This window comes from Virgibacillus sp. LDC1, from assembly GCF_025792345.1.
Classification (GTDB): Bacteria; Bacillota; Bacilli; order Paenibacillales; family Paenibacillaceae; genus Paenibacillus_AQ; species Paenibacillus_AQ lautus.
Map to the genome: position 1 here is coordinate 92,985 of NZ_JAOXLZ010000003.1, position 26,153 is coordinate 119,137.

General features: G+C 50.8%; 22 protein-coding genes. 17 read left to right on the forward strand and 5 right to left on the reverse strand.

Translation table 11 applies throughout. The features are described from left to right. Positions 1 to 105: 105 nt before the first annotated feature. Entirely contained in the window at positions 106 to 3,225 is a 3,120-nt protein-coding gene (lacZ, locus tag OHJ21_RS24045; RefSeq protein WP_486021364.1) for a beta-galactosidase, LacZ type, read from the reverse strand. A 278-nt stretch (positions 3,226 to 3,503) separates the two neighbouring features. Between lacZ and OHJ21_RS24050 the strand changes: the two genes are divergently transcribed. The 9 genes from OHJ21_RS24050 to OHJ21_RS24090 all read left to right on the forward strand — a co-directional run bounded on the left by OHJ21_RS24050 (position 3,504) and on the right by OHJ21_RS24090 (position 12,954). Next, complete coding sequence (locus tag OHJ21_RS24050; protein ID WP_486021365.1) at positions 3,504 to 4,097, forward strand: TetR/AcrR family transcriptional regulator; 594 nt, start codon at positions 3,504 to 3,506, stop codon at positions 4,095 to 4,097. A 26-nt stretch (positions 4,098 to 4,123) separates the two neighbouring features. Then, a complete protein-coding gene (locus OHJ21_RS24055; RefSeq protein ID WP_100540114.1) occupies positions 4,124 to 4,903 on the forward strand; it encodes an alpha/beta fold hydrolase in 780 nt (259 codons plus the stop codon). A 519-nt stretch (positions 4,904 to 5,422) separates the two neighbouring features. Next, on the forward strand, positions 5,423 to 5,926 hold the full coding sequence (locus tag OHJ21_RS24060) for a GNAT family N-acetyltransferase (RefSeq protein ID WP_486021396.1): 504 nt from the start codon (positions 5,423 to 5,425) through the stop codon (positions 5,924 to 5,926). A 110-nt stretch (positions 5,927 to 6,036) separates the two neighbouring features. Next, positions 6,037 to 7,221 carry an acyl-CoA dehydrogenase family protein gene (locus tag OHJ21_RS24065; RefSeq protein WP_207797523.1) on the forward strand — a complete coding sequence of 395 codons (1,185 nt, stop codon included), beginning with the start codon at positions 6,037 to 6,039 and terminating at the stop codon, positions 7,219 to 7,221. 292 nt (positions 7,222 to 7,513) lie between these two features. After that, positions 7,514 to 8,182, forward strand: a complete 669-nt coding sequence (locus OHJ21_RS24070) for a hypothetical protein (RefSeq protein WP_486021366.1) — start codon at positions 7,514 to 7,516, stop codon at positions 8,180 to 8,182. A 229-nt stretch (positions 8,183 to 8,411) separates the two neighbouring features. Next, positions 8,412 to 9,185, forward strand: a complete 774-nt coding sequence (locus OHJ21_RS24075) for a hypothetical protein (protein WP_486021367.1) — start codon at positions 8,412 to 8,414, stop codon at positions 9,183 to 9,185. 158 nt (positions 9,186 to 9,343) lie between these two features. Next, complete coding sequence (locus OHJ21_RS24080) at positions 9,344 to 10,114, forward strand: MerR family transcriptional regulator (RefSeq protein WP_100540118.1); 771 nt, start codon at positions 9,344 to 9,346, stop codon at positions 10,112 to 10,114. Positions 10,115 to 10,423: 309 nt separating this feature from the next. Then, complete coding sequence (locus tag OHJ21_RS24085; protein WP_486021368.1) at positions 10,424 to 11,848, forward strand: alanine/glycine:cation symporter family protein; 1,425 nt, start codon at positions 10,424 to 10,426, stop codon at positions 11,846 to 11,848. A 140-nt stretch (positions 11,849 to 11,988) separates the two neighbouring features. Further along, entirely contained in the window at positions 11,989 to 12,954 is a 966-nt protein-coding gene (locus OHJ21_RS24090) for an anti sigma factor C-terminal domain-containing protein (protein ID WP_100540120.1), read from the forward strand. A gap of 240 nt (positions 12,955 to 13,194) precedes the next feature. Here OHJ21_RS24090 and OHJ21_RS24095 read toward each other — a convergent pair whose 3' ends face one another. From OHJ21_RS24095 to OHJ21_RS24105, 3 genes are all read right to left on the reverse strand, one after another. Continuing rightward, positions 13,195 to 13,710 (reverse strand): DinB family protein, encoded by a 516-nt coding sequence (locus OHJ21_RS24095; RefSeq protein ID WP_100540121.1) that lies wholly within the window; start codon positions 13,708 to 13,710, stop codon positions 13,195 to 13,197. Positions 13,711 to 13,782: 72 nt separating this feature from the next. Further along, the gene (locus tag OHJ21_RS24100; protein ID WP_486021369.1) at positions 13,783 to 14,388 is read right to left on the reverse strand and encodes a class I SAM-dependent methyltransferase; all 606 of its coding nucleotides are present in this window, start codon (positions 14,386 to 14,388) and stop codon (positions 13,783 to 13,785) included. Continuing rightward, on the reverse strand, positions 14,381 to 15,796 hold the full coding sequence (locus OHJ21_RS24105; RefSeq protein ID WP_100540123.1) for an NAD-dependent malic enzyme: 1,416 nt from the start codon (positions 15,794 to 15,796) through the stop codon (positions 14,381 to 14,383). The genes OHJ21_RS24100 and OHJ21_RS24105 overlap by 8 nt, the downstream gene beginning before the upstream one ends. 204 nt (positions 15,797 to 16,000) lie before the next feature. On the opposite strand from OHJ21_RS24105, the gene OHJ21_RS24110 reads away from it, so the two are divergent. Together OHJ21_RS24110 and OHJ21_RS24115 are read left to right on the forward strand one after the other, a co-directional pair. Further along, positions 16,001 to 16,300: a hypothetical protein gene (locus OHJ21_RS24110; RefSeq protein ID WP_036638865.1), complete on the forward strand. Its 300-nt coding sequence runs from the start codon at positions 16,001 to 16,003 to the stop codon at positions 16,298 to 16,300. 381 nt (positions 16,301 to 16,681) lie between these two features. Continuing rightward, positions 16,682 to 17,716, forward strand: coding sequence for a lytic polysaccharide monooxygenase (locus tag OHJ21_RS24115; protein ID WP_100540124.1), 1,035 nt, complete (start codon positions 16,682 to 16,684; stop codon positions 17,714 to 17,716). 781 nt (positions 17,717 to 18,497) lie between these two features. On the opposite strand, the gene OHJ21_RS24120 is transcribed toward OHJ21_RS24115, so the two are convergent. Beyond that, positions 18,498 to 19,259 (reverse strand): DeoR/GlpR family DNA-binding transcription regulator, encoded by a 762-nt coding sequence (locus tag OHJ21_RS24120; RefSeq protein ID WP_071221931.1) that lies wholly within the window; start codon positions 19,257 to 19,259, stop codon positions 18,498 to 18,500. A gap of 362 nt (positions 19,260 to 19,621) precedes the next feature. On the opposite strand from OHJ21_RS24120, the gene OHJ21_RS24125 reads away from it, so the two are divergent. The 6 genes from OHJ21_RS24125 to OHJ21_RS24150 all read left to right on the forward strand — a co-directional run bounded on the left by OHJ21_RS24125 (position 19,622) and on the right by OHJ21_RS24150 (position 25,801). Continuing rightward, complete coding sequence (locus OHJ21_RS24125) at positions 19,622 to 20,677, forward strand: ABC transporter ATP-binding protein (RefSeq protein ID WP_100540125.1); 1,056 nt, start codon at positions 19,622 to 19,624, stop codon at positions 20,675 to 20,677. After that, on the forward strand, positions 20,670 to 21,548 hold the full coding sequence (locus OHJ21_RS24130; RefSeq protein WP_326112029.1) for a carbohydrate ABC transporter permease: 879 nt from the start codon (positions 20,670 to 20,672) through the stop codon (positions 21,546 to 21,548). Before OHJ21_RS24125 ends, OHJ21_RS24130 begins: the two co-directional genes overlap by 8 nt. 30 nt (positions 21,549 to 21,578) lie before the next feature. Next, positions 21,579 to 22,412, forward strand: coding sequence for a carbohydrate ABC transporter permease (locus OHJ21_RS24135; protein WP_100540127.1), 834 nt, complete (start codon positions 21,579 to 21,581; stop codon positions 22,410 to 22,412). A 61-nt stretch (positions 22,413 to 22,473) separates the two neighbouring features. Further along, the gene (locus OHJ21_RS24140) at positions 22,474 to 23,790 is read left to right on the forward strand and encodes an ABC transporter substrate-binding protein (protein WP_100540128.1); all 1,317 of its coding nucleotides are present in this window, start codon (positions 22,474 to 22,476) and stop codon (positions 23,788 to 23,790) included. 26 nt (positions 23,791 to 23,816) lie between these two features. Beyond that, the gene (locus OHJ21_RS24145; protein WP_486021370.1) at positions 23,817 to 24,584 is read left to right on the forward strand and encodes a glycerophosphodiester phosphodiesterase family protein; all 768 of its coding nucleotides are present in this window, start codon (positions 23,817 to 23,819) and stop codon (positions 24,582 to 24,584) included. Then, entirely contained in the window at positions 24,581 to 25,801 is a 1,221-nt protein-coding gene (locus OHJ21_RS24150; protein WP_486021371.1) for a sn-glycerol-1-phosphate dehydrogenase, read from the forward strand. Before OHJ21_RS24145 ends, OHJ21_RS24150 begins: the two co-directional genes overlap by 4 nt. Positions 25,802 to 26,153 lie beyond the last annotated feature (352 nt).

The following is a 26,153-nucleotide window of genomic DNA, read 5'->3' on the forward strand; positions in this document are numbered from 1 at the left end:
GCTCTTTAGCTACCCATCCGGTGGCGAGAGAGCATGATCTTGAATCATGGAAAGAGCAGCTTCTAATCTTAGAAGCTGCTCTTTGTATTTGTTTTATAGAGGGGTTTAGCGTGCTGCCCCCATCGTAAAGCCGAAGCTGTACGTACGGTTGGAAGGTAGCGTAAATTCTTCGTGGATCGGCGCTCCCCAGCTGTCGTCACCGCCCACGCCCATTTGCTTATAGTTAATGCGGAGGACGGTTTTATCGCTTGGCGGGAGCTTGTACATATGGTCGCTGCCCTCGAGTTCATCCGGCGTCCACGGCAGGGCGCATACCTCCATGAGGGAGGAGCTTTCGAATCGTAGACCTTCCCCGCTGCTTCCTTCGGTGAGACTCGCGAAGCGGACATCCGTTTTGTTCCCGCATTCTTGAGGTCTTAGATAAGGAACGAACTGACCGGCTGCTTTTCCTGTGTATCGACCGATTTTGGCCCCCGACTTCCGGTCCCAATAATTATCATGCGGCCCCCGCCCATACCAGCTGAGCATATCGAGACTTTCATCCAGCAAGAACAGCATGCCGATTTCCGGAATGTCTGGCAAGCCGCTGCCCGGGACAAAGGTTTCTTGCACGCGGATGGTCCCATCCGGGAAGATTCGATACTCCAGAGTCAAACCGGATACGGGATGTGTCTCAATCTGATAGTGACTGGAGACCACGACGGCAGGACCTTCCGTATGCCAGCGCAGAGCCAGCAGCTTCCGCTGATCATGGGCCGTTCTCCATACGCCGCAGCGTTCGGGGAGCCGGTTGCCCAGATCGTTATCGGTGACGGCCCGCCAGAAATTCGGTCTGGCCGGTGCGAGCAGGTATTCCTTGCCGGACTGCGCGTAAGATGTCAGATCGCCGGTGCCAAGGTGGAAGCGTAACGAAACGGCAGGGCCCGAGATGAGAAGCTCTTCATCCGACTCGGTAACTTCCAGAGCCTGCGCGTTTGCAAGAGTGTCTGTTTCCGGTTGGTTCGCCGCTATATAGGTCGTTAGCGCGAACTGCTCCCAAGCCTCTTCATGCCCCGCTGGTGCCCACTTGGTGCTCTCCTTCCGAACGAGGGAGACGGTGAGAATCGCTTCTTTTTCATCGTCCTCGATAGGGGAATACGGAATCTTGATTTCGGAATGGTCACCGGGCTGGAGCGAGAGCTGGAGCGTGCCGGATTGGCTTTCTTCTCCGTTCAGTTGGATCTCCCATTTTACAAGATACGAATCGAGATTGGTAAACAAGAAACGGTTGCTGACCCGAATCCGGCCTGCGGCAGGGTCCAAACATTCAAACTTGACGTTCTGGTAGCATTTTTTTACTTCGTCCAGCTTGGGGGTTTTGCTGCGGTCCGCGAAGATCAGGCCGTTTCCGCTGAAGTTGCCGTCATGCGGCGTTTCGTTGAAGTCTCCGCCATACGCTAAATATTCGATTCCGTCCGCCGTTTGGGTGCGGATCGCTTGATCGATCCAGTCCCATATAAAAGCTCCCTGCAAAATGTCGTACCTCTCAAACAGCTCCCAATACAGGTGAAGCCCGCCGCAGGAATTGCCCATCGCGTGACTGTACTCGCAAATGATATAAGGCTTGTCCGGGTTGCTGTTGGCATATTTCTCTACATCCTGCGGTTTTGCATACATGGTGGATTCCATGTCGCTGGCCGCTTCGGACGCCCTGTAATGAAAGATTCCCTCGTAATGAACCAGCCGCGACGGATCGGCTTCCTTCAGAAAATCGTGCATGGCAATGAAGTTGTCGCCTCCGAACGATTCATTGCCAAGCGACCAGATGATGACGGAGGGGTGATTCTTGTCCCGTTGAAACATCGAATTGCAGCGGTCCAATACGTTGTCGCGCCACTCGAGCTTGCTGCCGGGCACCGTTTCTTCCAGCTCCTGCTGTCCATACGTCCAGGTTCCGTGCGTCTCCAGATTCGTCTCATCGATCACATATAAACCGTATTCATCGCAGAGGTCATACCATACGGATTGATTCGGGTAATGGGAGGTCCGTACCGCATTAATGTTATGCGTCTTCATCAGCTCAATATCGGTGATCATGTCTTCACGGCTAAGCGCCCGCCCGGTATCCGGGGAGAATTCATGCCGGTTCACGCCTTTGAACAGAATGCGCTGACCGTTGATTCGCATCAATCCGTCCTTCAGCTCGAAGCGGCGGAAACCCGTGCGGCAGCTTACGGCTCCGCGGCAAGCTCCGTCCGTATCCTTCAATGCCAGAACGACGGTGTACAAATAAGGTGATTCCGCGCTCCATTTTTGGGGCTCGGGAACGTCCATGCTCAGGGTGAAGCTGCCCTCATCGATAATGTAATCCGCTATGGTGAGTGCTTGTTTCTTGACCAGCTGACGGTTCTGATCGTATAGAAGCGCCTCAAGCTGAAGCTTGTCCTTATCGATGGTTTCATTAAAGTAATTCGTAACGGTTGCATTGATCTGCAGCTCGGCATTCCGGTATTCGTCATCAAGAACCGGGCGCACGAAGAAATCGGAGATATGGATGGCAGGGACGGAATAGAGGTAGATTTCGCGAAAGATCCCGCTAAGCCTCCAGAAATCCTGGTCTTCCAGCCAGCTCGCGTCGCACCATCGGTAAACCTCAACAGCCAATTTGTTCTTGCCTTCGATCAGATAAGGAGTAATGTCGAACTCGGCCGGCGTAAACGTATCCTCGCTGTATCCGGCCATCTCGCCGTTCACCCATACATAGAAAGCGGATTCAACACCTTGGAAGCTAATGTAAACGGGCTGTTCCTTCCATGTGTCCGGTACCGTGAATTCACGGATGTAGGAGCCTACGGGATTGTATCTCGTTGGCGCGAAGGGGGCTTTTAATTCAGGCTCCAATTCGGACCAAGGGTATCTAACATTCGTATATTGAGGATAGTCATAGCCTTGAAGCTGCCAATGGGAAGGGACGGGCATATCGGCCCAGCTGCCGGAATCATAGTCGGCCTCGTAGAAATTTTGGATGCGCTTGTCAGGGGTTTCGGCAAATGCAAACTTCCATATCCCGTTCAATGACTGATACCAAGGGGACATGGAGTGGGCATGGTTCAACGCCTCAGACTCCGACGGAAACGTCATCATGTAAGCATGGGCTTTGTGACGGTTTAGCTGATAAATATTCGGATTATTATTCCATTCGGGATAACCGTTTGCAGGTGCCTGGTAAATGAATTTGGTACGCAATGGGTTCAGCTCCTCCTAGATTATGGTTTCCTTCTACTGTCAGTATAGAGGTTAATTCGGTCCAAGAGTATAAGGAAGTTGCGTTTTTCTATTAAAAACGACATCCGGATTACACACGAGAGCGGTCAGCAGAGGTGAACAGAGCCTTTTTGCAGGAGTCAGGCCATATCTTGATGTGCGTGTTCGCCTTCAGGCATTTCACAGTTTACATTGGAGAAGGTTTATGAAACAATGGTTAGTAAATGATCATTCACTAACTGGAGAGAGGAGATTACGTTATGGTAAGACCTCGCGAATTCCAAGATGAGGCTATCTTCTACGGTGTCTACCGGGCACTGTGCAAAAAAGGCTACGGTCAAGCAGCATTAACCGACATCACGCATGAAGTGAATATTTCGCCGGCAGCCCTAATGAAGCGATTCGGTTCGAAGAAGAATTTGTTCCTGGCCTACAGCGATTATGTTATTGAATTAACCAGGCATGCCTTTCAAAAGGCCAGCTTAACCGATCAATCCAGAATTGATGCATTAAAGGCCGTGTTTCGGGATGCGGTTTTACATATGAAAGATCCTGTTGAATTGGCTAACCATACTTCCTTCTATCTGGAAGGGACGAATGATCCGGATTTGTTGGAGAAGACCCGGTACCGGCTGCAGCTGATCGATGAGTTTACCCGGCAGATGCTGAACCAGGCGATTATGAACAAAGAAATCGCTGGATGCGACGTCGCTATGGTTAGCAGGGTACTGCAAGCCGCGATTAGCGGAGCCATGATGATCTGGATTAAAGAGTCAAACCGAACGCTGGAGGAACTGTTTGATGAGTGCTTTCAGGTGATATTTGCTCCGTTACGGAATGCAGGTACGCAATAATTCAAATATAGCAAGGAGGATTCGTTATGCCGATTTTCAAAGGAAGGGAAGTCGAATTGTACTATGAAGTAAAGGGAGAAGGAAAACCGCTGGTTTTTACGCATGGGGCCTCATGGAATCATAAACAATGGCGACAGCAAGTCGATTATTTCTCCCGTCAGTATCAAACCGTGGTGTGGGATGTTCGGGGACATGGTTCGTCTTCCTTGCCGGACGGAAAAGTGGATTCGGAGGATTTCAGCAGGGATCTGGCGGATTTGCTAAGCGGACTGGGCATTGAAAAAGCGATTCTTTGCGGGCTGTCCCTGGGCGGGCATATTTCGCTGCAGACTGCCGTTCGCCATCCAGACAAGGTCGCAGCCCTTGTACTGATCGGTACGCCGTTCACGAATGCGTTCAATTGGTATGAGCGAATGTTCGTGCCGCTCAATCGCTGGTCAAGCTACTTGATGCCGATGTCCTTATCGGGAAAAATGCAGGGGAAAATGCTATCCAAGTATAACAAGGGCAATCAAGCTTATATAGAGAAAGCCTTTCGTTCCATCCCGCATTCCAACTGGGTTCGGATATGGGATGCGGTGACCCGGATGGACAGCACGCAGGATCTGCATAAGATTCATTGTCCAACCTTGCTTCTTCAAGGAGAGAGCGACACGATGATCCGAAGGCAGCAGGAGTACATGCAGGAGAGAATTGCGAATTCGCGATTAAAAATCATCCGGAACGCTCACCATGCAACGAATTTGGATAACCCGGATGAAGTCCATGAAGCCATCGCTTCATTTCTGACGGAGAACGCGTTGTAGACTTATACCGGAAGAGGGGTTTAAAGCTTGACGCTTTGATCTGGGGATAGGTATAATATGTAAAACCTACTTTAAGGAGAGATTTGTTGTTCTTAACTTTGTTTGAACCATAGGTCGGAAGAACGCTTGACTTGACATAGCTGTAGACAGGCTAGGTTTCATTCAATATGCATTCTTCGGGGAAATATGGTGGAGTTAAGAACTGCGGAGATCAAGGAAGCCTTGGGTAGACTATCCTATTTGCGTCTTGGATCCGCGTTGTTTCTGCAGCGCGGATTTTTTATTAGATTATTGAAATTGTACGTTTTCAGCGAAGCTGAACCATTCGATAATCACAAGAAAAACTTCATCTAAACGCGGTCTGTCCTCTATGAAGTGCAAATCGATGGATGTTTTTCTTATGGATGCAATTAGCACGTAGACTTCATATAGAGGCGGAGAATGACTCGAGTTCATTTTCCGTCTTTTTATGTTTTCTAATAAAAATAATCAAAATCTTGAGAAGGACAGGTGAACCACATTATGGAACTGGAAACTAAGCGTTTACTGCTTAGAACATTGGATCTGGATTTGATCGGCGCGGCGGCGCGCCGAGATCCGAAGGCATTCGAGGATTTAGGATACCATAGCAACGGCGAATGGCCGGGACCCGACTTTTATGAGGCATTGCCTTTTTTCCGGGAGTTGTTGATCAAGAATCATGGCACTCGGGGCTTTGACTCATGGATTATCGTCGACAAAGCCACGCGCGATATTGTTGGCGGCATCGGATTCCTGGGAGAGCCTGATCCGGAGGGCAGAATCGAAATCGGCTTTGCCACCAATCCAAGCCATCAGCGGCAAGGGTACTGTCATGAAGCGGCGCAAAAACTATTGGATTGGGCTTCGCATCAGCGGGACGTCAAATCCATCATCGCCAGAAGTGAACCTGGGAATGCGGCTTCTCAGCATGTTTTGCTTAAACTGGGATTCCAGAAGAGTCACGAGGATTCGGAATTCATACACTGGATATATCCGAACTAAAGGGGGGAGCGGCGATCGGTGATCCCCTTCATTGACACCCCAAAATAGGGTTGCTACAATTTTAAGTATATATCCATCGGAATACAAGGGTTAGCAAGGAGGGGACAAACTTGAATCGATCCGGTTCCACAGATCCATTCATACGTAATGAACGCGAAGCCATGATCGCAGCTCGGGCCGATACGCTTGGGGCAAAATTCGCAGAAAGAGCTCCACGGCACGATTTGGAGGGATCGTTTCCGTTCGAGAATTTTGATGACCTGAAGGAGTCGGGCTATCTGAAGCTGACCGTACCGGCATCCTTTGGAGGAGAAGAAGCATCCGTATACGAAATGGTGCTTGCCCAGGAAAGACTCGCCAGAGGCGACGGCTCTACGGCGCTGGCGGTCGGTTGGCATATCGGGCAAATACTCCAGCTGCGCCTATCCGGAGCTTGGCCGGAGCCGTTATTTGAGAGACTCTGCAAGGATGTTGTGGCCGAAGGTGTGGTCATTAATGAACTGGCAAGCGAACCTGCGACAGGGAGTCCCAGCCGGGGCGGAAGGCCGGAGACCACGGCACGGCGGGTGCCTGGCGGCTGGCGCATTACCGGGCGCAAAACCTTCAGCACGTTAAGCCCGATCTTGAAGCAATTTGTGGTTACGGCTGGTATCGAGCATAGCGAGAAGGTCGGTGCATTCCTTGTGCGCAGCGGACCCGGGGTCAGGGTCGAGGAAACCTGGAATACGATGGGCATGCGGGCAACGGGAAGCCATGACGTGATCCTGGAGGACGTCTTCGTGCCGGAGACGGAAGTCATTCGGGGACTCGATTACGAGAAGCCTGAGTTTCCCGTGCCAACGGAAGGCATTCTGCTTCACATACCGGCATGTTATATGGGGATTGCTTATGCCGCGCGCAATTTTGCCATTGATTTTGCCCGTCATCATAAACCGAACTCCTTGACGGTCCCCATTGCCGAATTGCCGAATATCCAAAGACATATCGCCGAAATCGAAGTGGACCTGCTTACGGCCCGCAGCTATTTGTATCAAACCGCCGACCGCTGGGACAAGGAAGTGGAGAACCGCGCTGCGCTTAAGCCTGAGCTGGGTCTTGCCAAGTATGTTGTGACCAATGCAGCGGTCCGGATTGTTGATCATGCTATGCGGATCGTCGGAGGATTAAGTCTCTCCCGGACGCTCCCGTTGGAACGAATGTACAGGGATGTTCGGGCGGGTCTTCATAATCCGCCGATGGACGATGTCGTGCTGACGAATCTTGCCCGTCGGGCCATTTCGGAAGCGGAGGAGTAGGGGAAGCAGGCTTCTCAATCTGATTGCTCGAGAGAATGGATCACTTGTTGAACCGCAGGGATTTACGGATAGAAACCGCTGGAGAGCTGGCTCCGGCGGTTTTTTGCGCTTTACGCACCGGACATTCCTTTCGCGGCTCCATTACAAAATCCCCCGCATCTTCAGCGACCTGTTTCATATACATACACTTAGGTTAGGATGGCGGGCTAACGGGTATAAAACCTATCAGTACGTGCTGCAAGGGTCGATCAGATCAGATCATGAGGAGTTAAGATGAAAGGAGATATGAACCATGGATTCTGTGCTGTATTTCGGCTTGGCCGTTATCTATGCCGTGCTGTTTCTGTATGGTTGTGTGCTGCTGAAGCGGGATGCGTCACCGGGCCTTCGGTACTTGCTTCTGATCGTAACGGCCGGACTGGTCTGGGATAACGGCGTGATCGGCATCGGGAAATATATCGGGGAGGGAGACCTGCTGGAGAGGCTAAACGTTGCGCGTTTCTGGGTGCATGCGATGGCAACGCCGCTGCTTGTGCTCGTGTCGTTCGATCTGATACGCAAGGCCGGAAGCCCTTGGGCCAACAAGCTGGCCGCCGCATGGGGAGCCTGGCTTTTCACCGCGGCCCTCATCGTGCTCGAAGTGGTGACGGAGACGCTGCAGCTCAAGCTCCAGCCCTCTATGGAATACGGAGCGCTTCGTTACGTTTCGACCGAATCCGGGGGGCCGCCGCTCATGGTCATCCTGATTCTGATCCCGCTGCTGACGGCAGGCATTATCGTATGGCGGAGGAACAAGACGCCGCTGCTGTTCATCGGCACGGTGATGATGGCAGCCGGGAGCGCCATCCCGATTCCGATCGAAAGCTCGGCTGCCACGAACGTATTCGAGCTGCTGCTTCTTATATCCCTGTGGCTGACGGTTCGCAAGCTGGCCTCCGCCCGCACGTTGTCTTTTCGATAGAGAATGGATGCAAGCCGCGTTTACGCTCCGAGGTGAACGCGGTATTTCGCGTCTCCAAGCATACCCCAGGCCACCCACCGTGCGCACAGGGAGCAGCGCGTCTTTTGGCATTCAGCAAACCTTCAGCTTAGCCTAAGCCAGGCATAACATTCCCTTAAGTTTACTTTCAGATTCCCTCTCTATACTTCAAATTGTAAGACAAACCCTGACCCTAAAAGGAGAGATGACGATGAATCCGATAAGTAAAAAAGTATTGGTAAGCAGCATGGCGGCAGCGATTGTGCTGGGAGGAGCCGGGTACCTTCAGAACAAGGTTTTTGCAGCAGCGAGCACGGACGCTTCAACCTCCGTATCGGAGGATGGACAGACGGGGACAGACTCATCAGCTGCGGATGCAGTGAAGAACCGAGATGGAAAGTGGATGGATTATAAGGCGGGCGGCCCTCGCGGCGGCAATATCGTCAAAGAGACGGCCGAGATCCTTGGGCTCACGGAGGCCGAAATCCGGACGGCGCTTGAAGCGGGCAGCACGTTTGCCGAAATTGCCGAAGGCAAGGGAATGACCCAATCCGTGTTTGTCCAGAAGCTGACCGAGCTGGAAACCGCCAAGATCGATGAACGTCTGAGTGAAGGCAGCATGACGGAAACCGAAGCAGCCGAGTGGAAAGAGGCTCTGAGCGCGCGCCTTACACAAATCGTGGAGAGCAGCGAAGCCGGTTTTGGAAAAGGTCATGGAAAAGGCGGCCGAGGTTTCGGCCAATTCGGGAATCCGGAGGAAATCGCAGCTTTGCTCGGATTATCGGAGAACGAGCTGAAGGCGGAAATGCAAGAAGGGAAGTCGCTAGCCGAGATAGCTGCCACGAAGGGGATTACGGAGGATCAATTGGTTCAGAAGCTGAAGGATCAAATGACCGAGCCCTTGAAGCAGTGGATTAACGAGAAGCATACGGACGCTGATAAATCCGCAGCAGCAACGGCGAATACGACAGAGGAAGCGAAATAACATTCTGAATTGGATCGCTGGGGAAACTGGATGATATTCTGTTAAGAATACATTCAGTTTCTTTTTTTGTATTTAAGAAATTTATAATTTTTTTTGCACAAAGTGTTGACCTTAACGTTACGTGAAGGTGTACATTGATGTTGTCAGGAGGTGAAACCATGGAATACACGGTGCAAAAGCTTGGAAAGTTGGCGGGAATAAGCACACGGACGCTCCGTTATTACGATGAGATTGGCATTCTGAAGCCGGCCAGAATCAACTCGTCAGGATATCGGATCTATGGGCAGGAGGAGGTCAATCAATTGCAGCAGATCTTGTTTTACCGGGAGCTCGGTCTTCAATTGGACGGGATCAAGGAGATTCTGACCTCGCCATCCTTCAACCGGACCAAGGCGCTCCAGGAACACCATGCGCAGCTCCTAGACAAAAGAAGGCAATTGGATTTGCTGATTACCAATGTGGAGAACACGATCGCCTCCGCCGAAGGGAGAAAAACCATGAGTGACCAAGAGAAATTCGAAGGATTCAAGCAGAAGCTGATTGATGATAATGAAAAGAAATACGGTAAGGAAATTCGCGAGAAGTATGGCGAAGAGACTGTAAATAAATCCAATGCCAAGCTGAAAAACATGACGCAAGAGCAGCATGAGGAAGTAACGCGTCTGACTGATGAACTGTACAAGACGCTGGCTGAAGCGTTTAAGCAAGGCGATCCTGCCAGTGAGCTGGCTCAGAAGGCGGCCGATCTTCACAAGCGCTGGCTCACCTATTATTGGAACGATTACAGTAAAGAGGCCCACGCAGGCCTCGCTCAGATGTACGTTGACGATGAGCGTTTTACCGCCCATTACGATGAGAAGCAGCCCGGAACGGCAGTGTTCCTCCGCGATGCGATTCTGATCTACACGGGCGCGAATCCTTCATCATAGGAAGGCAAGTTGAAGCAGCCGCCTGCCATAACTGACAAGACCCTTTCCCTCCGCTAAACCCGTGGAGGGGAGGGTCTTTTTTATATGGTATCGCTTGGAGGTCCATGCTCTGCTCACCCTGCTGCCGAGTAGGGGAGTACCTAAACAATCGTCTCGACTTTCGGGTGGAGGGTCCCCGTCGAAACCATGTCCTCCAATTACCACAATTAACCTCTTGTTTCCGAAGGGGAAGTAATGGTTAGATGAAACGTGGACTATTATACACAAAACCTACACCATGGGTGATGACTTATATAGCGAGGGTAGAGTATGGATCAAATTGTACAGCATGTAGTGAATATTTTTAATGATTTTTTATGGTCTAAGCTGCTTATCGTATTGCTGATTGCCGTTGGCCTGTATTTCACGGTGGGGACCAAGTTTCTGCAGTTTCGCCTGATCGGCGAGATGTTCCGGGTGATTCGCGAACCCAAAAGCAAAGCAAAGGGCAGCATTTCGCCTTTTCAGGCATTTGCCATTAGTATGGCTGCCCGTGTCGGGACAGGGAATATAACCGGGGTTGCTCTGGCCATCTCGCTTGGGGGACCTGGTGCCGTATTCTGGATGTGGATCATTGCGCTTATCGGTTCGGCATCCAGCTTTATCGAGAGTACGCTGGCCCAGATCTATAAAGTAAAAGATGGGGCGGGTGGTTACCGCGGCGGTCCCGCTTATTACATGCAGCAAGGATTAAAGAAACGGTGGATGGGCGTGTTGTTTGCGATCCTGATCACCTTGTCCTTCGGTCTTGTCTTTAATGCGGTCCAATCCAACACGATTACGATTGCCTTCGAGAATTCATTCGGTACCGATCGTTTAACCATCGGAATTATGATGGCGGTGATCTTCGCGGTGATCATCTTTGGCGGCGTGAAGCGAATTGCCAAAATGTCGGAGCTGATCGTTGTTGTATTGGCTGTGGTGTATGTCGGTGCCGCGCTGTTTATCGTACTAGCCAACATCACCAAGCTGCCGGAGGTTTTTGCGCTCATCGTCAAAAGCGCGTTCGGCTATGAGCAGGTCGTTGGCGGATCAATCGGTGCCGCCCTCATGAACGGGATCAAAAGAGGACTGTTCTCCAACGAAGCCGGCATGGGGAGCGCGCCTAACGCGGCAGCTACCGCAACAACAAGCCATCCTGCGAAGCAAGGGCTGGTGCAGGCGCTGGGCGTACTGATCGATACGCTGGTCATATGTACAAGCACCGCCTTCATTATTCTTTTTACCGGTGCTTATCAGCAGACCGGACTTGATGGAATCGCCCTGACCCAGGCTGCGCTGGGCATGGAGATGGGGGCATGGGCTTCCGACTTCCTGGCGATTATGGTCTTCTTGTTTGCGTTCAGCACGCTGATCGGCAATTATTACTACGGGGAAACCAATATCGAATTTTTGAAGTCGAATCGGGCGTGGGTATGGGTCTATCGGGCTTCCGTGCTGGCTATGGTCATCTTCGGCTCGGTTACCAGCGTGAAGCTGGTGTGGGATTTGGCCGACCTGTTCATGGGATTGATGGTGATTGTGAATCTTGTGGCGATCACGCTGCTTTCCCGAACAGCCTTTGCCGCGCTGAATGACTACTTGAAGCAGAAGCGGGCTAGTCTTGATCCTGTCTTCACTAAAGACAGCATCAAAGGGCTTCAAGATGTGGAGTGCTGGGACGGACAAAACAACCCGTCCTCTGAAGTGCAATAATATAGAATATCATGATATGGGATCGTTACGGTAGCTGCGTGTCTTTAGCTGCTGTAACGATTTTTCTTATTTTACCGTAACATTTGCGGGATCAAACCGTTGTCTAAATGAGAAGGTGAAGAGGAGATGGATGCGGAGTGATGAATCGGATGACCTGGCGGACAAGGGTAAAGCAGCTTATGAATGCTTTGTTAGCTGCGTTGATGGTATTTTTGTTTTATGGCTTGTATTATTCAGCCGTCTACATCTATCATGAACAATCCGGCCTGAACGATAAATTTTTAAGGTCTGTCATGACAACGGTTGAATTGCATGAGAGTGGACTTATGGTAGATAAACGCGGCTTATCTTCGGTAGAAGTGACGCCGTTCTTCACCCAGAAGAAAACGCTGAAAGTGTATAAGGATGTGGGGGAATGGCAGGTGATTTTCGGAGAGCTTCATGCGAAGAAGAGGTTAGGGGGAGGATTGACCTATTCCATTGAAGAACGCGGACTTTATCTGAACGGAGATGTAAGAAATCCCTTTTACCTGCACTCTGCGGTGCTGGAGGGTGGGAAGAATACAGACTCCTCTCATCCGAATGGTGCAATGAACCAGTTAGAGAAACTTGAAGACGGCAACGTAGCGGAATTATTCTTCTCACTTCGAACGTTGAAGTCACCGGAGCAGGTCTTGGAGCTCCTGTCGGACTATGATGTTAGAGCGACCAATATGGCTGTTTATGCTGGTGAACTGAAGGAATTCAAGCTGGGTAATTATAGCTCTAGCAGCGCTGGTCACACGATTCCCCATCTTACATTGAGGCCCAGGGTTATGTTTGACGATAACCATTTCCTTTCTGCCTGGCATACTTTTTTCTCGCTGGAGGCAGGAATATCGGACGATGTGCAGCAGCTGATCGCCGACGTTGAATGGATGACCAACAATATCAAATATAACGGTGCGGATGATGACAAACACCGGCTGGCCTACTTGAAGAAAAATGGAGTTCAAGTTTATGGAGCAACCGTTACGGGACCTGTACGGGAGCTGGAGAAGCTGAAGGAGGAGTCGGAATTCTGGGGATTCCGTTTGGGCCGGATCGAGGTATGGAATTGGAGTTAAGACAGCTTGCGCTGCCTCCCTTTGTATAAACCAAACAAGAAGGAGCTGGTGGGTCGCACAACGGTAGCGGAGAGGACGAAACGATTCTATACAAGCAACAGTGATGGGACGAAACGATTCGTACACGGAGCGTCTCCTAACAGAAAAAGGGGGGATCCCGTCAGATCTAAGATCTTTTTGGGCCCCCCTTTTGTTAAGAATAAGCAATACTAGACCATGCCGCTAAGTCATCTTCATAAACTAAGTTAAATATTTATCCCGTAGAATATTCAGGTGATGAAGCTCATGCCCTGCAATGACATAGGCGGCCGCCCGGGCGGAGAGCGGGTAATTGTTGAATGTGCCCTGACGCAGCAGTGCTTCCTCCGTCAAGCTTCCAACCAGCGTAATGGTAGACTGCCGGACGGCAGCATAATCCTTAAGGGCTTCCCGTAACGGAAGATGGCTGAAGGGAGAGTTCTGGACAAAAATCTCCCGGTCATACCCCGAAAATTCACGGGCATCTCCACGCGCGATGTAGAGAATGCGGTAATTCCATAAGCGCTCTACATCGGCGATGTGTCCAACCACCTGTTTTAGACTCCATTTCCCTTCCGCATAGCGAACATTCGCTTGTTCTTCCGTCAGATCGCTGAGCGATCTTAGCGTTTCATCATGCTGTCGCTGCAAAACCTCGGCAATATGGCCTTCGGGGACAAGAGAGACGTATTTTTCGGCGAGGGGTAAGTATTCATTAGAATCGGGCCTTGTATTCATAACAAGTTCCTCCAGATCAATTAATAAGAGCTTATGTTAAAAATATGCCGACAGGTCAAAATGAATGAATGATCAGGTTGCTTGCGCCCAGATCAGATGGACGATGCCGTTCCAGTAACGTTCCGTCTTCACGATATTCAGTTCCGAGGCATTCGCGATATGGATCATGTCCCTATTAAAATGACAGCCGGATATCCGCCGTCCTGCGGGGTTGATCAGGTGCTGCATGGCGCCAAGGAATCGGTTCGTGCTCATGCCATGCTCCAGTAAATAAATGCGGCCGCCAGGCTTGGCCCAGCGGTTGATTTTATTCAAAGCTTTGACCGGATCTTCATAGCCGCATAGCGACAAGGTGGATACAACGCAATCATAGGAACGTTCCGGCAGCTCCAGCGTTTCGATATCCCGTTCCAGGAAATTGGCCCGAATGCCAAGCTCGGAGGCCATACGCCGCGCACGGTTTAACATCTCGGGACTGAAATCGACAGCCGTGACGTTCACCTTGTCGCGTTGATAAAAGGGGAAGTTCGCGCCTGCGCCGACAGCTACTTCAAGCACGTTACCCTCTACATCCTGAAGCAGCCGCTGTCTCCACTCACCGAGCCTGCGCTGTCTGGTGTTTCTTTCATATATCGCTGCCTGCTTATTGAACTTCCGAATGAGGGATTCTTTATTCACGCGGGATTCTCCGGGCAACGCCGGTTTTGACCGCCGCTTTCACGACAAGCTCACGAATGGCTTTTACGACGTTCTGGTTAAATACGCTTGGAATAATATACGACGGGTTGCGTTCCTCATCCGATACAGCGGATGCAATGGCTTCGGCTGCAGCCAGCTTCATCTCCTCATTAATCGTGGTCGCTCGGCAGTCCAGGGCCGCTCGGAAAATACCAGGGAAGCAGAGGACGTTATTAATCTGGTTCGGATAATCCGAACGTCCGGTTGCAATGACGCCTACAATATCCTCAACCTCTTCCGGTTTAATCTCCGGCGTAGGGTTTGCCATTGCAAACACGATCGGATCTTTAGCCATGGCCTGTACATCCTCACGACGAAGCAGGCCGCCGGCAGAGAGGCCGATGAATACGTCGGCACCTTGGATCACTTCGCGCAAGGAACCTTCAACCTTATTCGGATTCGTATGCTCTGCGTACCATTGCCACATACTATTGTTGTAAGTTTTTCCGGCAACCAGTGCACCTTCACGGTCTACGCCAATGATGTCTTTGACACCGGCCGACAGGAGGATTTTGCTGCATGCTACGCCTGCAGCTCCGATTCCGCATACCACGATCCTAACTGTATCGATGGATTTCCCGACAATTTTCAGCGCATTGATCAGTGCCGCATACAGAACGACCGCCGTGCCGTGCTGGTCATCGTGAAACACAGGAATATCCAGCTCATCCCGCAGTCGTTGTTCGATCTCGAAGCAGCGCGGGGAGGAGATATCCTCCAGGTTAATGCCTCCAAAAGCTGGAGCCATTGCTTTGATGCAGGCAATAATCTCTTCTGTATCCTGGGTATCCAGGCAGATCGGGAAGGAGTCTACGCCCGCAAACTGTTTGAAGAGCATCGACTTTCCTTCCATGACTGGCATGGCCGCATAAGGACCGATGTTGCCCAAACCGAGCACGGCGCTTCCGTCCGAGATGACGGCCACCGTATTTCTTTTAATGGTAAGCGTAAAGGCCTTTTTCGGGTCCTCTTGGATGGCTGCACATACGCGGGCAACATCTGGTGTATAGACGCGCGACAGGTCATCGCGGTTTTGGATTGGAATTTTGGGCTGGGTTTCGATCTTGCCGCCGAGATGCAGCAGGAAGGTACGGTCCGAAACGTTGACGAGCCGGACGCCTTTTAGATTTTTTATTGAATTTGTAATTTTACCGATATCCACGCTGTCCGTGACCGTGATGGTAATATCGCGTACGGTAATGTGGCCGCTCGCCTGAATGACGTCGATGGCGACCATGTCTCCCCCGGCTTCAAATATGGCGGATGCAACTTGACCGAATTTGATTTCCTGTGTATTCATCTCTAGTCTGAGGATAATGCTTTTTCCTCCGAGTCCGTTGTTTTCCATTACTACCTCCAAATGTTTGATCGATTTCGTCCTTCTAAGTGTATGTAACTGTGCAAAATGTTAACGTTATCATAGTTCGCTGAGCAGTGGTCAATTTCCTGTTTCATTGCAAAGAAACTGTGATATATATAGGAAGAATTTATTGGAAATGCGAATGCTACGGAGTATAATCGAAAGCATCTTATTGTGAAGGAGAGAGCTGCCATGAATGCCAGAATCGAGGAGCTTGAAAAGCGTTTAACGACCCAGCATCATAAAGACCTGTTTCTTCAGATGAAACATACGTTGAAAGCCGTTGATGATTTGGCCGAACAGCACCGGGTCTACCAGGCCGTTCAGGCACTCAGTGGTACACGTATTGTGGGGACGGAGGAAAATGTTTATTTTGACACCTTGAATCAGGTCAAGGAACAAATTGTGCATACCCTGGAGCTTACGATTGAGGATTTGGAGCACAAAGGGGATAAACATTACAAGAAGCATTTTAAGGACGGCGTGGAATAGGAGTAAGCTGCACGGTCTGGACGGATAGAAAAACATGGATAAAAGCATGATTCCCCCAGGGGAGGCATGCTTTTTTTGTGATTTTTTTTCTGCAATTTCCGAGTGTTATCATAACATTTCAGGTTACATAATTATCCAATTTCATTGAAATGTGTAACAAATCGTTGATTAGTGTTATGGGATACGGCTTTCAGATGCTTTAAAATAATGATAGTACTGGTAAAGCTTGGACGATGGTTGAGCAAGATTTCCAAGTTCAGTCAAGTTTCAGTCAAGTTAAGAGGGCAGCTACTGTATCAAAGAAAGGGAGGTGGCCTGAGCAGCCGGAGGTTATGTAAACGCTTCAATTATTATCTTTTATATTAAAGGAGGATTAATTGTATGACTTTAAGTTTGCCGAACAAAGCTTGGCTCAAGCATCTAATCATTGCCGGTTCCACGATGGTAGTGATGACCTTATTCATGGTCTTATTTGCAGATAAGGCTTTTGCCCACGGATATGTCGATTCTCCAGGCAGCCGCGCCATTCTGTGTAAGCAGGGGCAAAATACCGATTGCGGCGCAATCGTGTATGAGCCTCAAAGCTTGGAAGCTCCTAAAGGCTGGCCGAACGCAGGCCCGGCCGATGGCAAAATCGCCAGTGCAGGCGGCGCGTTCCCTAAACTTGATGAGCAATCCGCAACTCGTTGGAGCAAAGTGAGCATTTCCCCGGGAACCACAACGTTCCAATGGCATTTGACAGCCAACCATGCAACGGCAAGCTGGAAATACTACATTACGAAAGACGGCTGGAATCAAAATGCTCCGCTGAGCAGAGCTTCGTTTGATCTGACGCCTTTCTGCTCCATTGACTACGGCGGTGTAAAACCTCCGACAAACTATGCTTCCACTTGTAACGTTCCTGCTAAATCCGGTTACCATGTCATTCTGGCAGTATGGGAAGTAGCTGACACAGCGAACGCTTTCTATAATGTCATCGATGTGGACTTTGGCGGCGGCGGAACTCCGAACCCAGGCGTACCGGCACCGACAGGACTTACTTCCCCATCCCAAACCAACAACAGCGTTTCCTTGGCATGGGCAGCCTCTACAGGTGCTTCCAGTTACGAAATCTACCGTAACGGATCCCTTGTGGGTACATCCACTACCACCTCCTATACCAATACGGGGTTAGCCGAAGGAACGTCTTATACGTATACTGTGGTAGCCGTAAGCAGCACGGGCAGCAAATCATCGGCATCCGCCCCGCTTACGGTGTCAACATCCGGAAGCTCAACGACCTATCCGGCATGGAGCGCAACAGCCGTTTACTTGGGTGGCAGCAAAGTCAGCTACAACGGCGTGAACTATGAAGCAAGATGGTGGACTCAAGGCGAAACTCCTGGATCTGCCGAAGTTTGGAAGGTCATCCCTTAATCGATAGTGTGAGAGGATCCGGCGTCTAATGACTGCCGGATCTTTTTTTAGCAGCCGGGCAGGGAATGAGAGAGTCGGGGAATCTTTTCTTTGGTTACTTCCATTAATAAGCGTAGAGGAAATAGCTTCCGTCGGCTACGCATCGCATTGACCCTGGTGGCTCCTGGAATTACCTATCGAAATGTTGTGGGCTCACTGACTGTAAGGTGTTCTTCATTCGATGATTTCATGGTTTCGTCAACTTTAACGGACTCTAGTTCCGTTATTTAAGATCATAACCCGATTTTTCACAATGTACCGGACTCCAGATCCGCTATTTCGAGAATTACAGGAGCAAATACCGATTAAAACAGCAAATAAGATCCGCAGGGTCCGCTAAAGTTACTAAAAGGGTTGTTTTCTATGAAATAAGGTATTCTGAGTCCGTTAGGAAGTCCTTATACCAAAGAACAAGTACATCGTGCGCACTGTGCTCCCTGTGCGCACGTTGCGTGGTCCGGGGCATGCTTGGATTGGCTGTCGACCGTTGAGTTTTGGACGTATTGAATGACATGGCGATCGTATGTATGGACGTTCAGTGAATTTCTGCTTATTGCTTTTTTGTGGTTTTAAGTGGGGATCGCGAAAAAAGAGCGAGTATGGATGGTAAACATAGCAGTGGAATATAAATAATCAAGCTGCCGGCAAGCAGCAGCTTGATCTGGGCACCCCTAGGGGTGCCTATTGTGTTTTCTGCAAGGAGTATGTCCAGGTATGCCAAGGTACGCAAGGTGTGCAAGCCTCAAACCCTGTACACGGTAATGCCCCGTTCCTGAAACGGCTTGATATCCGAGTCGGAAGCCTCCGTGCCGGTGACAAGGGTATGTATCGCGCTGTTGGGAGCAACCGTGTGCAGAGACAGCTTGCCGATTTTGCTGTGGTCGGTGACAACGACAATTTCGCCGGCGGCCTGTATCATGTTCTGCTTGGCCGGGACGAGCAGCGCTTCCGGGTGCATGAGCCCATGCTGAGGATGCAGGGCAGGGGTACCGATGAACGCTTTCTCGACGTGCAGGGATTTCAGCACATGGTCGGTAAACATGCCGTTTAGCATGTAACTCGAGGGGTACAGCTCCCCGCCGGTCAGGATGACTTTGATGCCCGGAGCATCACGAAGTTCGACGGCGACGTTCATATCGTTCGTAATGACCGTAATGTCCGAGCGGTGCACAAGATGCGTTGCAATATGAAGGGTGGTTGTTCCCGAATCAATGATGATATTCTCCCCGTCTTCCACGAGTGAAGCCGCGAGCTGACCGATGCGTATTTTCTCGTCCCGGTGAAAGTTGGTTCGCTCATTAAAGGACGGCTCGTTATGCGTCCATTGCTCCATGATGACCCCGCCATGCGTGCGTTTCAAAGCGCCTTCCTGTTCTATCTCCGCCAGATCGCGGCGGATGGTGGCTGTGTGAACACCGAATTCCGATGCCAGCGCAGCAACCGTTGCCGTTCGGTATTGTCTTACATAATCAATGATCCTTTTCTTTCGTTCATGTGCCAGCAATCAATAATTTCTCCCTTCCTAAATGGACAATGAGCTGTAGAGGTGCGTTTGTACATACAATGCGCACTTTTGCTCTTTTATGCTTAAGGACTCCATGTCTATCTAGTGTACTCCCATTATGTTAATGCCATGTTAAATCCCTTGATGCGAAGCGAATTTACAAAATCCGTACGAAGGTCTAACACTCTCCTAATATTGCACATCTACAATCGAATTAAATAAAAATGAACAAAAGTGATCATTACCTGTGCATTTAATGCGTACTTATTATCAGGTACATGTAAGGGATTTCATTTTTATGGATTCATTTATTTTTCGCTTGTCATGACAGCATCATTACACTTTCGTGAGGGGGATCGCTCTTGGCATCCATTGAATTTGTGAAAGTAAGCAAGTCGTTTGATCGTCAAACCGTCATACAGGACCTGGATCTTACCATCGAGGACGGAAAATTCACCGTGCTGGTCGGTCCGTCCGGTTGCGGAAAAACAACGCTCCTAAGGATGATCGCGGGCATTGACCCTCAAACCTCCGGTTCCGTTCTTATCGATGGCAAGGATGTTACGCGAATTGCCCCGGGTAAGCGCGGCGTGGCCATGGTATTTCAGAATTACGCGATCTACCCGACGATGTCGGTCCGCGAGAATATCGAGTTTGGACTCGTGAACAACAAGGTTCCCAAAGCCGAGCGTACACGTCTGGTGGAGACCATAGGGGCAACCGTTGGACTGAACGATTACTTGGATCGTAAGCCTTCCACCTTGTCCGGCGGGCAACGGCAGCGGGTGGCTTTGGCCCGGGCGATGGTTAAGAATCCGTCCGTATTCCTGATGGATGAGCCGTTGTCCAATCTGGATGCCAAGCTGAGGGTTCAGATGCGGATCGAGCTGATTGAACTGCACAAGAAGCTGGGAACGACCTTTGTCTATGTGACCCATGACCAAATCGAGGCGATGTCGATGGCAGACACCATCGTGCTCATGAACAAAGGCGTCATTCAGCAGGAAGCGCCGCCTGAAGTGGTATACCGCGAGCCCAGCAATCTGTTTGCGGCCCAGTTTATCGGGGTACCCCCCATGAACATTGCGCCGCTGGGCGACGATCGTACCACATTCGGTTTTCGTCCGGAGAGCGTCGTGATCGGCACAGAACCGGAATCGTTCCATTATACGGCCAAGGGTGAGGTCATCACGCGTGAAATGCTGGGCTCCGAGACGATTTATCAGGTGAGGACAACGGAGGGTCAAGCATTCATGGTGAAGTGCCAAGATGACAAATTCCATGTCGATCAGGAGGTATATCTCGGCGTACCGGCGGATAAATTGTTTTTCTTCGGGGCGGATGAGAACCGGATCGAAGAGCAGGACGTCCGCTATAGGGAGTTCATGGAGCGGCTGAGAGGGCTGGCTCATGGATAAGAAGCGGATCTGGGAAGGGATCAGGCCCTATGTGCTGATCGCGCCGGCCATGGCGGGGATCATGCTGTTTGTGATGTATCCGGTAGGTTATCTGATTTACTTAAGCCTGTTCAAATACAACCTGATGAACAAGGACAAGAGCAAGTTTGTCGGACTGGACAATTTCACCCAGATTCTGGGCCGTGGGGATTTTTACAAAGCGCTCTGGAACACCTCCGTCTATACAGTCGGCGTCGTGATTCTTACCATGCTGCTGTCTCTGTTGATTGCGGTGTGGCTTAACAAAAAGGGGCGTTTCAATTCGGTCGTTCAGGCCGGGATTTTCACGCCGCACGTCGTTTCCATCGTGTCAATCTCCCTGGTCTGGCTGTGGCTGATGGAGCCGAATCAAGGACTTCTCAACTATCTGTTCAAGCTGGTTGGGCTCCCGCCGTCCGCATGGCTGCAAAGCTCCAAGACCGCATTGATATCCGTCATTATCGTATCGGTCTGGCAGGCCATCGGTTATTACACCCTGATTATCGTGGCGGCCCTGCAGAGCATATCGCCAAGCATCTATGAAGCAGCGGCGCTGGATAATGCCAGCAGGTTCAAGGTGTTTTACAAAATCACATTACCGATGATTTCGCCGCAGCTGTTTTTTATCCTGATCATCATGACGATTGGTTCCTTCAAAGTATTCGACACCGTTCAGGTGATGACGGGCGGAGGACCGAATAATGCAACGACCACGCTTGTGTATTACATATACGGCTTCCGAACGACCAATATCGGTTATTCGGCCGCGACAGGCGTCGTGCTCATGGCGATTATCGGATTACTCACATTCATCTATTTCCGGCTGCTGTCCAAGAAGGTTCATTATCAATAAGGCCTTGGCCATGCAGAAAGGAGGCACAGTTTGAAGACCTTTGACTTAAAAATCGTATGGACGGCGCTGGGCTATTTGCTGAAGGCTGCAGTGCTCATGATTTTCATCTTCCCGTTCCTGTGGATGATCTCCACATCGCTCCAGACATTCCGGGAAACGATGACGTTTCCGCCGACGTGGTTTCCGGCCTCACCGCAGTGGGGCAACTTCGCGGAGGCGATGAATGCAGGTCCTTTTCTGACCTATTTCAGGAACTCGGTTGTTGTCACCGGATCCATCATCATTCTGCAGTTCCTGATCATGATTCCGGCCGCGTATGCATTTGCAAAGTATAAGTTTCCGGGAAAAACACTGCTGTTCGGCATGATCCTGCTGGCATTCATGATTCCGGGCCAGGTTACGTTCATACCGGTCTATCTGATGATGGCGGATTGGGGATTGGTCAAAACCCTGCTGCCGCAGATCATCCCGTTCATCTCGAATGCCTTCGGCATCTTCCTGCTGCGACAGTACTTCATGCAGATTCCGGAGGAAATCATTGAAGCGGCCCGGCTTGATAATGCGACTGAATTCAAAATCATTCGGAAAATCATGATTCCCATGTCGAAGCCGGCACTTGCTACCATCGCGCTGTTCAGCTTTGTCAGCCACTGGAATGACTATTTCTGGCCGCTCGTCATGACCGACTCCGCTGCCGTCCGGCCGTTGACCTTGGGGATCGCCATGCTAAGGGAGACCGAGGGCATCAGCAACTGGCACATCATTATGGCCGGCAATGTGATGCTGGTGGTGCCTATCCTGCTTGTGTATGTGTTCTGCTCAAAGCACATCGTGAAGGCTTTTGTTTATTCAGGCATTAAATAATTTCAGGAAACGACAGGGTTCAGCAATTCACAATCGAATGATTAATGGAGGAATGAGTCATATGAAATCCAAATGGTATACACTGCTATCCGTCATTATGCTGTTCAGTTTGCTTGCCGCGTGCGGTGGTGGGAGGACTTCCGGTAATACTGGCGAAGCGCCGGGAAGCGGGGGGACCGAAGCCCCGTCCGGAGACAAGGGGAAAACCACGGTTCAGTTCTGGCACTCGCTGGGCGGTAAGAATGGGGAATACATGGACGCACTCATCCAGCGCTTTAATGCATCCCATGAGGATATCGAAGTAGTAGGCACCTTCCAGGGAAGTTATGACGAGACGGTAACCAAGCTGCAGCAGGCGATAGCATCCGATACCGGTCCGGATGTCAGCATGCTGGAGCGAGCCTACGTTCAGATGTTCGCCGATTCGGAAGTGCTTGAGGATCTGACGCCTTATCTTGAAGGCTCTGGCATCAGCGCCGATGATTTTACGGCGGGGCTGATGGGACACTCCATCTTCAATGATCAATTGGTATCGCTGCCGCTGAACCGTTCCACCCCGATTCTGCATGTGAACAAAACCTTGCTGGATGAGCAGGGGCTTCAAATTCCGACCACATGGGAGGAGCTGAAGGAGGTCGCAAATGCGCTGGTGGTCAAGGAAGGCAGCGAGTATAAGCGATACGGCGTTACGATGCCTTATGACACTTGGTATCCGATTGCCATGATCTCGCAGGCGGGCGGAACATTCTTCAATGATGATAATACGTCAATCGGCTTCGGGGATAACGGCGCCGGCGCCAAGATGTTCACTTACCTTAAAGACCTGCAAAGCACAGGCGCCTTGTATTATCCGCCGGCTCAGGATTCCGGCAACATTGTGAACAGCATGTTTGTGGAAGGCAAGGTCGGCATGATGTATCAATCTACGGGATCGATTGGCGGGCTGTCCAGCGCGGTGGATTTCGATTACGTGACGGCATTCCTGCCTAAGGACGAAGTGTATGCGAATCCGACCGGAGGGGCGAATGTGACCATGCTGTCCTCTTCCAAAAACAAGGAAGCGGCATGGGAGTTCATCCGGTGGATGGAGATGGAAGAGGAAGGCGGTCTTGAATTTATTTTGCAATCCGGTTACCTGCCTTTCACGAAGAAGATGGTGGAGTCGGAGCAGATCCAGGAGCTGTGGGCCAAAGAACCGAATCGCAAAGTCGCCTATGATCAGCTGGAATTTGCCGTTGATACCAATAAGGACGTGGCATGGCCGGAGATTATGCATGAGTTCTTCTCGGCCATGGAAGCGATCATGTATGACAGCAAGGATATTCCGGCTACGCTGGATACCTTCAAGAAAGAGACGGAACGGATTTTGGCCCAATAACAACTGGTAAAGGAGTGGCAGGACATATGATCGAACGACTACGGGAACCATCCTGTATGATGGTGGCTGCACACCGCGGGTATAAATCAGCTTATCCGGAAAATACGCTGCTGGCCTTTCGCAAGGCGTTGGAGTTAGGGGTAGATATGCTGGAATTTGATCTCCGGCTGACCCGGGATAAGGAAGTGGTGGTTATCCATGATGCAACGGTACAGCGTACGACGAGCGGCGCTGGCGAGGTGAGGGATTTTACGCTTGCGGAACTGAAATCTCTGGATGCGGGCGGCTGGTTCGCCCGGGAGTTTGAAGGATTGAAGATCCCGACGCTTGCGGAGCTATGCGAACTGCTCCGGGAATATCCCGAAGTTCTGTGCAACGTGGAGATTAAGCCAAGCCCCGAGGCCAAAGAAACCGCAGACCTGGCGGTTGATGTGCTGAACCGATACGGGTACCTGCCGCGCTGTGTATTCACCTGCTTCGATGCAGAAGTTCTGACCCATATTCATGATACGCATGGTCTGAAGACACAGGGTTTCCCTGGTGAGAAAATGTCCCGATTTGTCTTCGGCGAGGATGGAGCCTACTCCAAGATGTGGGCAATCGGCGTGGAGATGTCGCTGCTTACGCCTGAGCTCGTTGCCCGGTTCCAGGAACAGGGGCTCCTGGTTTGGAGCTATTGCCCCGACGATGAGGAGGGTGTTCGCTATTCGCTGGAATGCGGGGTCACCGGCATGACCTGCAATGACCCGCTCCCGGCGATGGCGGTGATCGGAAAGAAGGGCACGCCGATATGACCTCCATTTTATCGAATGTCCGAAGTTTGGCGGCGGATTTACCTGATGGGCAGCTTTCGAATCTGGACGAAGTGGAGTCTATTCAGATCCAGTCCGGAGCTCTGCGTGAGGTCGCGGGTTACCTTGAGACGAAACGGTGGACCTCGGTGGTGATGGTCGTAGACGGCAATACCTATGACATAGCGGGCCAGCCGCTTGCGAACCTGCTGATGAAATCCTCGATTCAGGTCCAAGTCACCCGGCTTCTTCCGGATTGGAAGGGAGATGTTATCGCGGATGAGGTTTCCCTGATTCAGGTCATACTGGATATCCAGCAAAGCGGGGCGAAGGCGGTGCTGGCGGTAGGCGGGGGAACGATTCACGATATTAGCCGGTACGCTGCTTATACCTCGGGTATCCCGTTCATCTCGGTACCCACGGCCGCTTCGGTGGATGGATTTAATTCCAAGGGAGCGCCCATCATTATACGGGGCGAGAAGAAGACGATTCCGGCCATTGGACCGAGCGCGATTTTTGCGGATGTCGATATTCTCATGTCGGCACCCCCGCAGCTTACCGCAGCCGGGTTCGGGGATATGCTGGGCAAGTATACGTCGCTGTTCGACTGGAAATTCGGAAGCTTGGTGGCTGGCGAACCCTATTTACAAATCTCGGCGGATATTACGCGATCCGCGCTCAATCAATGCGTGAACGGGGTAGAGCAGATTGGGAAGCAGAGTGAGGAGGGGGTGCGCATCTTAATGGGTGCGCTCATCGAATCCGGTTTAGCCATGCTGCTGTTCGGTCAATCCCATCCGGCTTCGGGCTCGGAGCATCATCTGTCCCACTATTGGGAGATGGAGTTTATCCGGCTAGGGGAGAAGCAGCTGCTGCACGGAGCCAAGGTAGGTGCCGCTTGCGTGGAAATCTCGAAGCTGTATCACCGTCTCGGGGAACAGGGGCTTGAGATGAATATAGGCGCCTCCCGAGGTGTGGATGACATTGCACTTCGGATCACGCAGCACTGGAACGAAATCCGGTCGCATATAACGCAAATCCCGGAGCCGGAAGAACTGGGGGATCTGATGCGAATGGTCGGCGGACCGGCTGGGGTGTCGGAGCTTCCGATCCAAAGCGAGCTGCTGAAGCGGAGCCTGGGTGAAGCCCACAAGGTTCGATTCAGCCGATACACGCTGCTCCATGCCTACAATGAACAGGGATATCTATTCGTAAACTAAGGATCCACATGCAATGAAATAAGGCTGTTCCCTAAAAGCAGATCATTCTGCTTGATAGGGGACAGCCTTATTTACTTTTATCCAACTGTGCTTTTATTCCTCCGTTCCATATAAACTCAAGTAATTCCTGCAACATGTTAGTAACGACTAAAGATATATGAAAAAAATTATATATTCAAGTCTTTTGGACTAGGTAAACCCCTGAGCATTTCGCATTACCACGTCGATGTCGAATTGTGTAAAATGTCTCATCAACCTATCAAAAAATGAACATACCCTACCGATAACTAATAAAGCGGAGTCTTATTTCGCCATTTTATACCATAATTTTTTGACGTAATTTGTTCATTTT

Bases quoted from the DNA above. Each gene is read 5' to 3' on its own strand.
- OHJ21_RS24050 (WP_486021365.1), top strand. From the start codon at position 3,504: ATGGTAAGACCTCGCGAATTCCAAGATGAGGCTATCTTCTACGGTGTC.
- OHJ21_RS24055 (WP_100540114.1), top strand. From the start codon at position 4,124: ATGCCGATTTTCAAAGGAAGGGAAGTCGAATTGTACTATGAAGTAAAG.
- OHJ21_RS24070 (WP_486021366.1), top strand. From the start codon at position 7,514: ATGGATTCTGTGCTGTATTTCGGCTTGGCCGTTATCTATGCCGTGCTG.
- OHJ21_RS24075 (WP_486021367.1), top strand. From the start codon at position 8,412: ATGAATCCGATAAGTAAAAAAGTATTGGTAAGCAGCATGGCGGCAGCG.
- OHJ21_RS24080 (WP_100540118.1), top strand. From the start codon at position 9,344: ATGGAATACACGGTGCAAAAGCTTGGAAAGTTGGCGGGAATAAGCACA.
- OHJ21_RS24085 (WP_486021368.1), top strand. From the start codon at position 10,424: ATGGATCAAATTGTACAGCATGTAGTGAATATTTTTAATGATTTTTTA.
- OHJ21_RS24090 (WP_100540120.1), top strand. From the start codon at position 11,989: ATGAATCGGATGACCTGGCGGACAAGGGTAAAGCAGCTTATGAATGCT.
- OHJ21_RS24095 (WP_100540121.1), bottom strand. From the start codon at position 13,710: ATGAATACAAGGCCCGATTCTAATGAATACTTACCCCTCGCCGAAAAA.
- OHJ21_RS24105 (WP_100540123.1), bottom strand. From the start codon at position 15,796: ATGGAAAACAACGGACTCGGAGGAAAAAGCATTATCCTCAGACTAGAG.
- OHJ21_RS24110 (WP_036638865.1), top strand. From the start codon at position 16,001: ATGAATGCCAGAATCGAGGAGCTTGAAAAGCGTTTAACGACCCAGCAT.
- OHJ21_RS24115 (WP_100540124.1), top strand. From the start codon at position 16,682: ATGACTTTAAGTTTGCCGAACAAAGCTTGGCTCAAGCATCTAATCATT.
- OHJ21_RS24130 (WP_326112029.1), top strand. From the start codon at position 20,670: ATGGATAAGAAGCGGATCTGGGAAGGGATCAGGCCCTATGTGCTGATC.
- OHJ21_RS24140 (WP_100540128.1), top strand. From the start codon at position 22,474: ATGAAATCCAAATGGTATACACTGCTATCCGTCATTATGCTGTTCAGT.
- OHJ21_RS24145 (WP_486021370.1), top strand. From the start codon at position 23,817: ATGATCGAACGACTACGGGAACCATCCTGTATGATGGTGGCTGCACAC.
- OHJ21_RS24150 (WP_486021371.1), top strand. From the start codon at position 24,581: ATGACCTCCATTTTATCGAATGTCCGAAGTTTGGCGGCGGATTTACCT.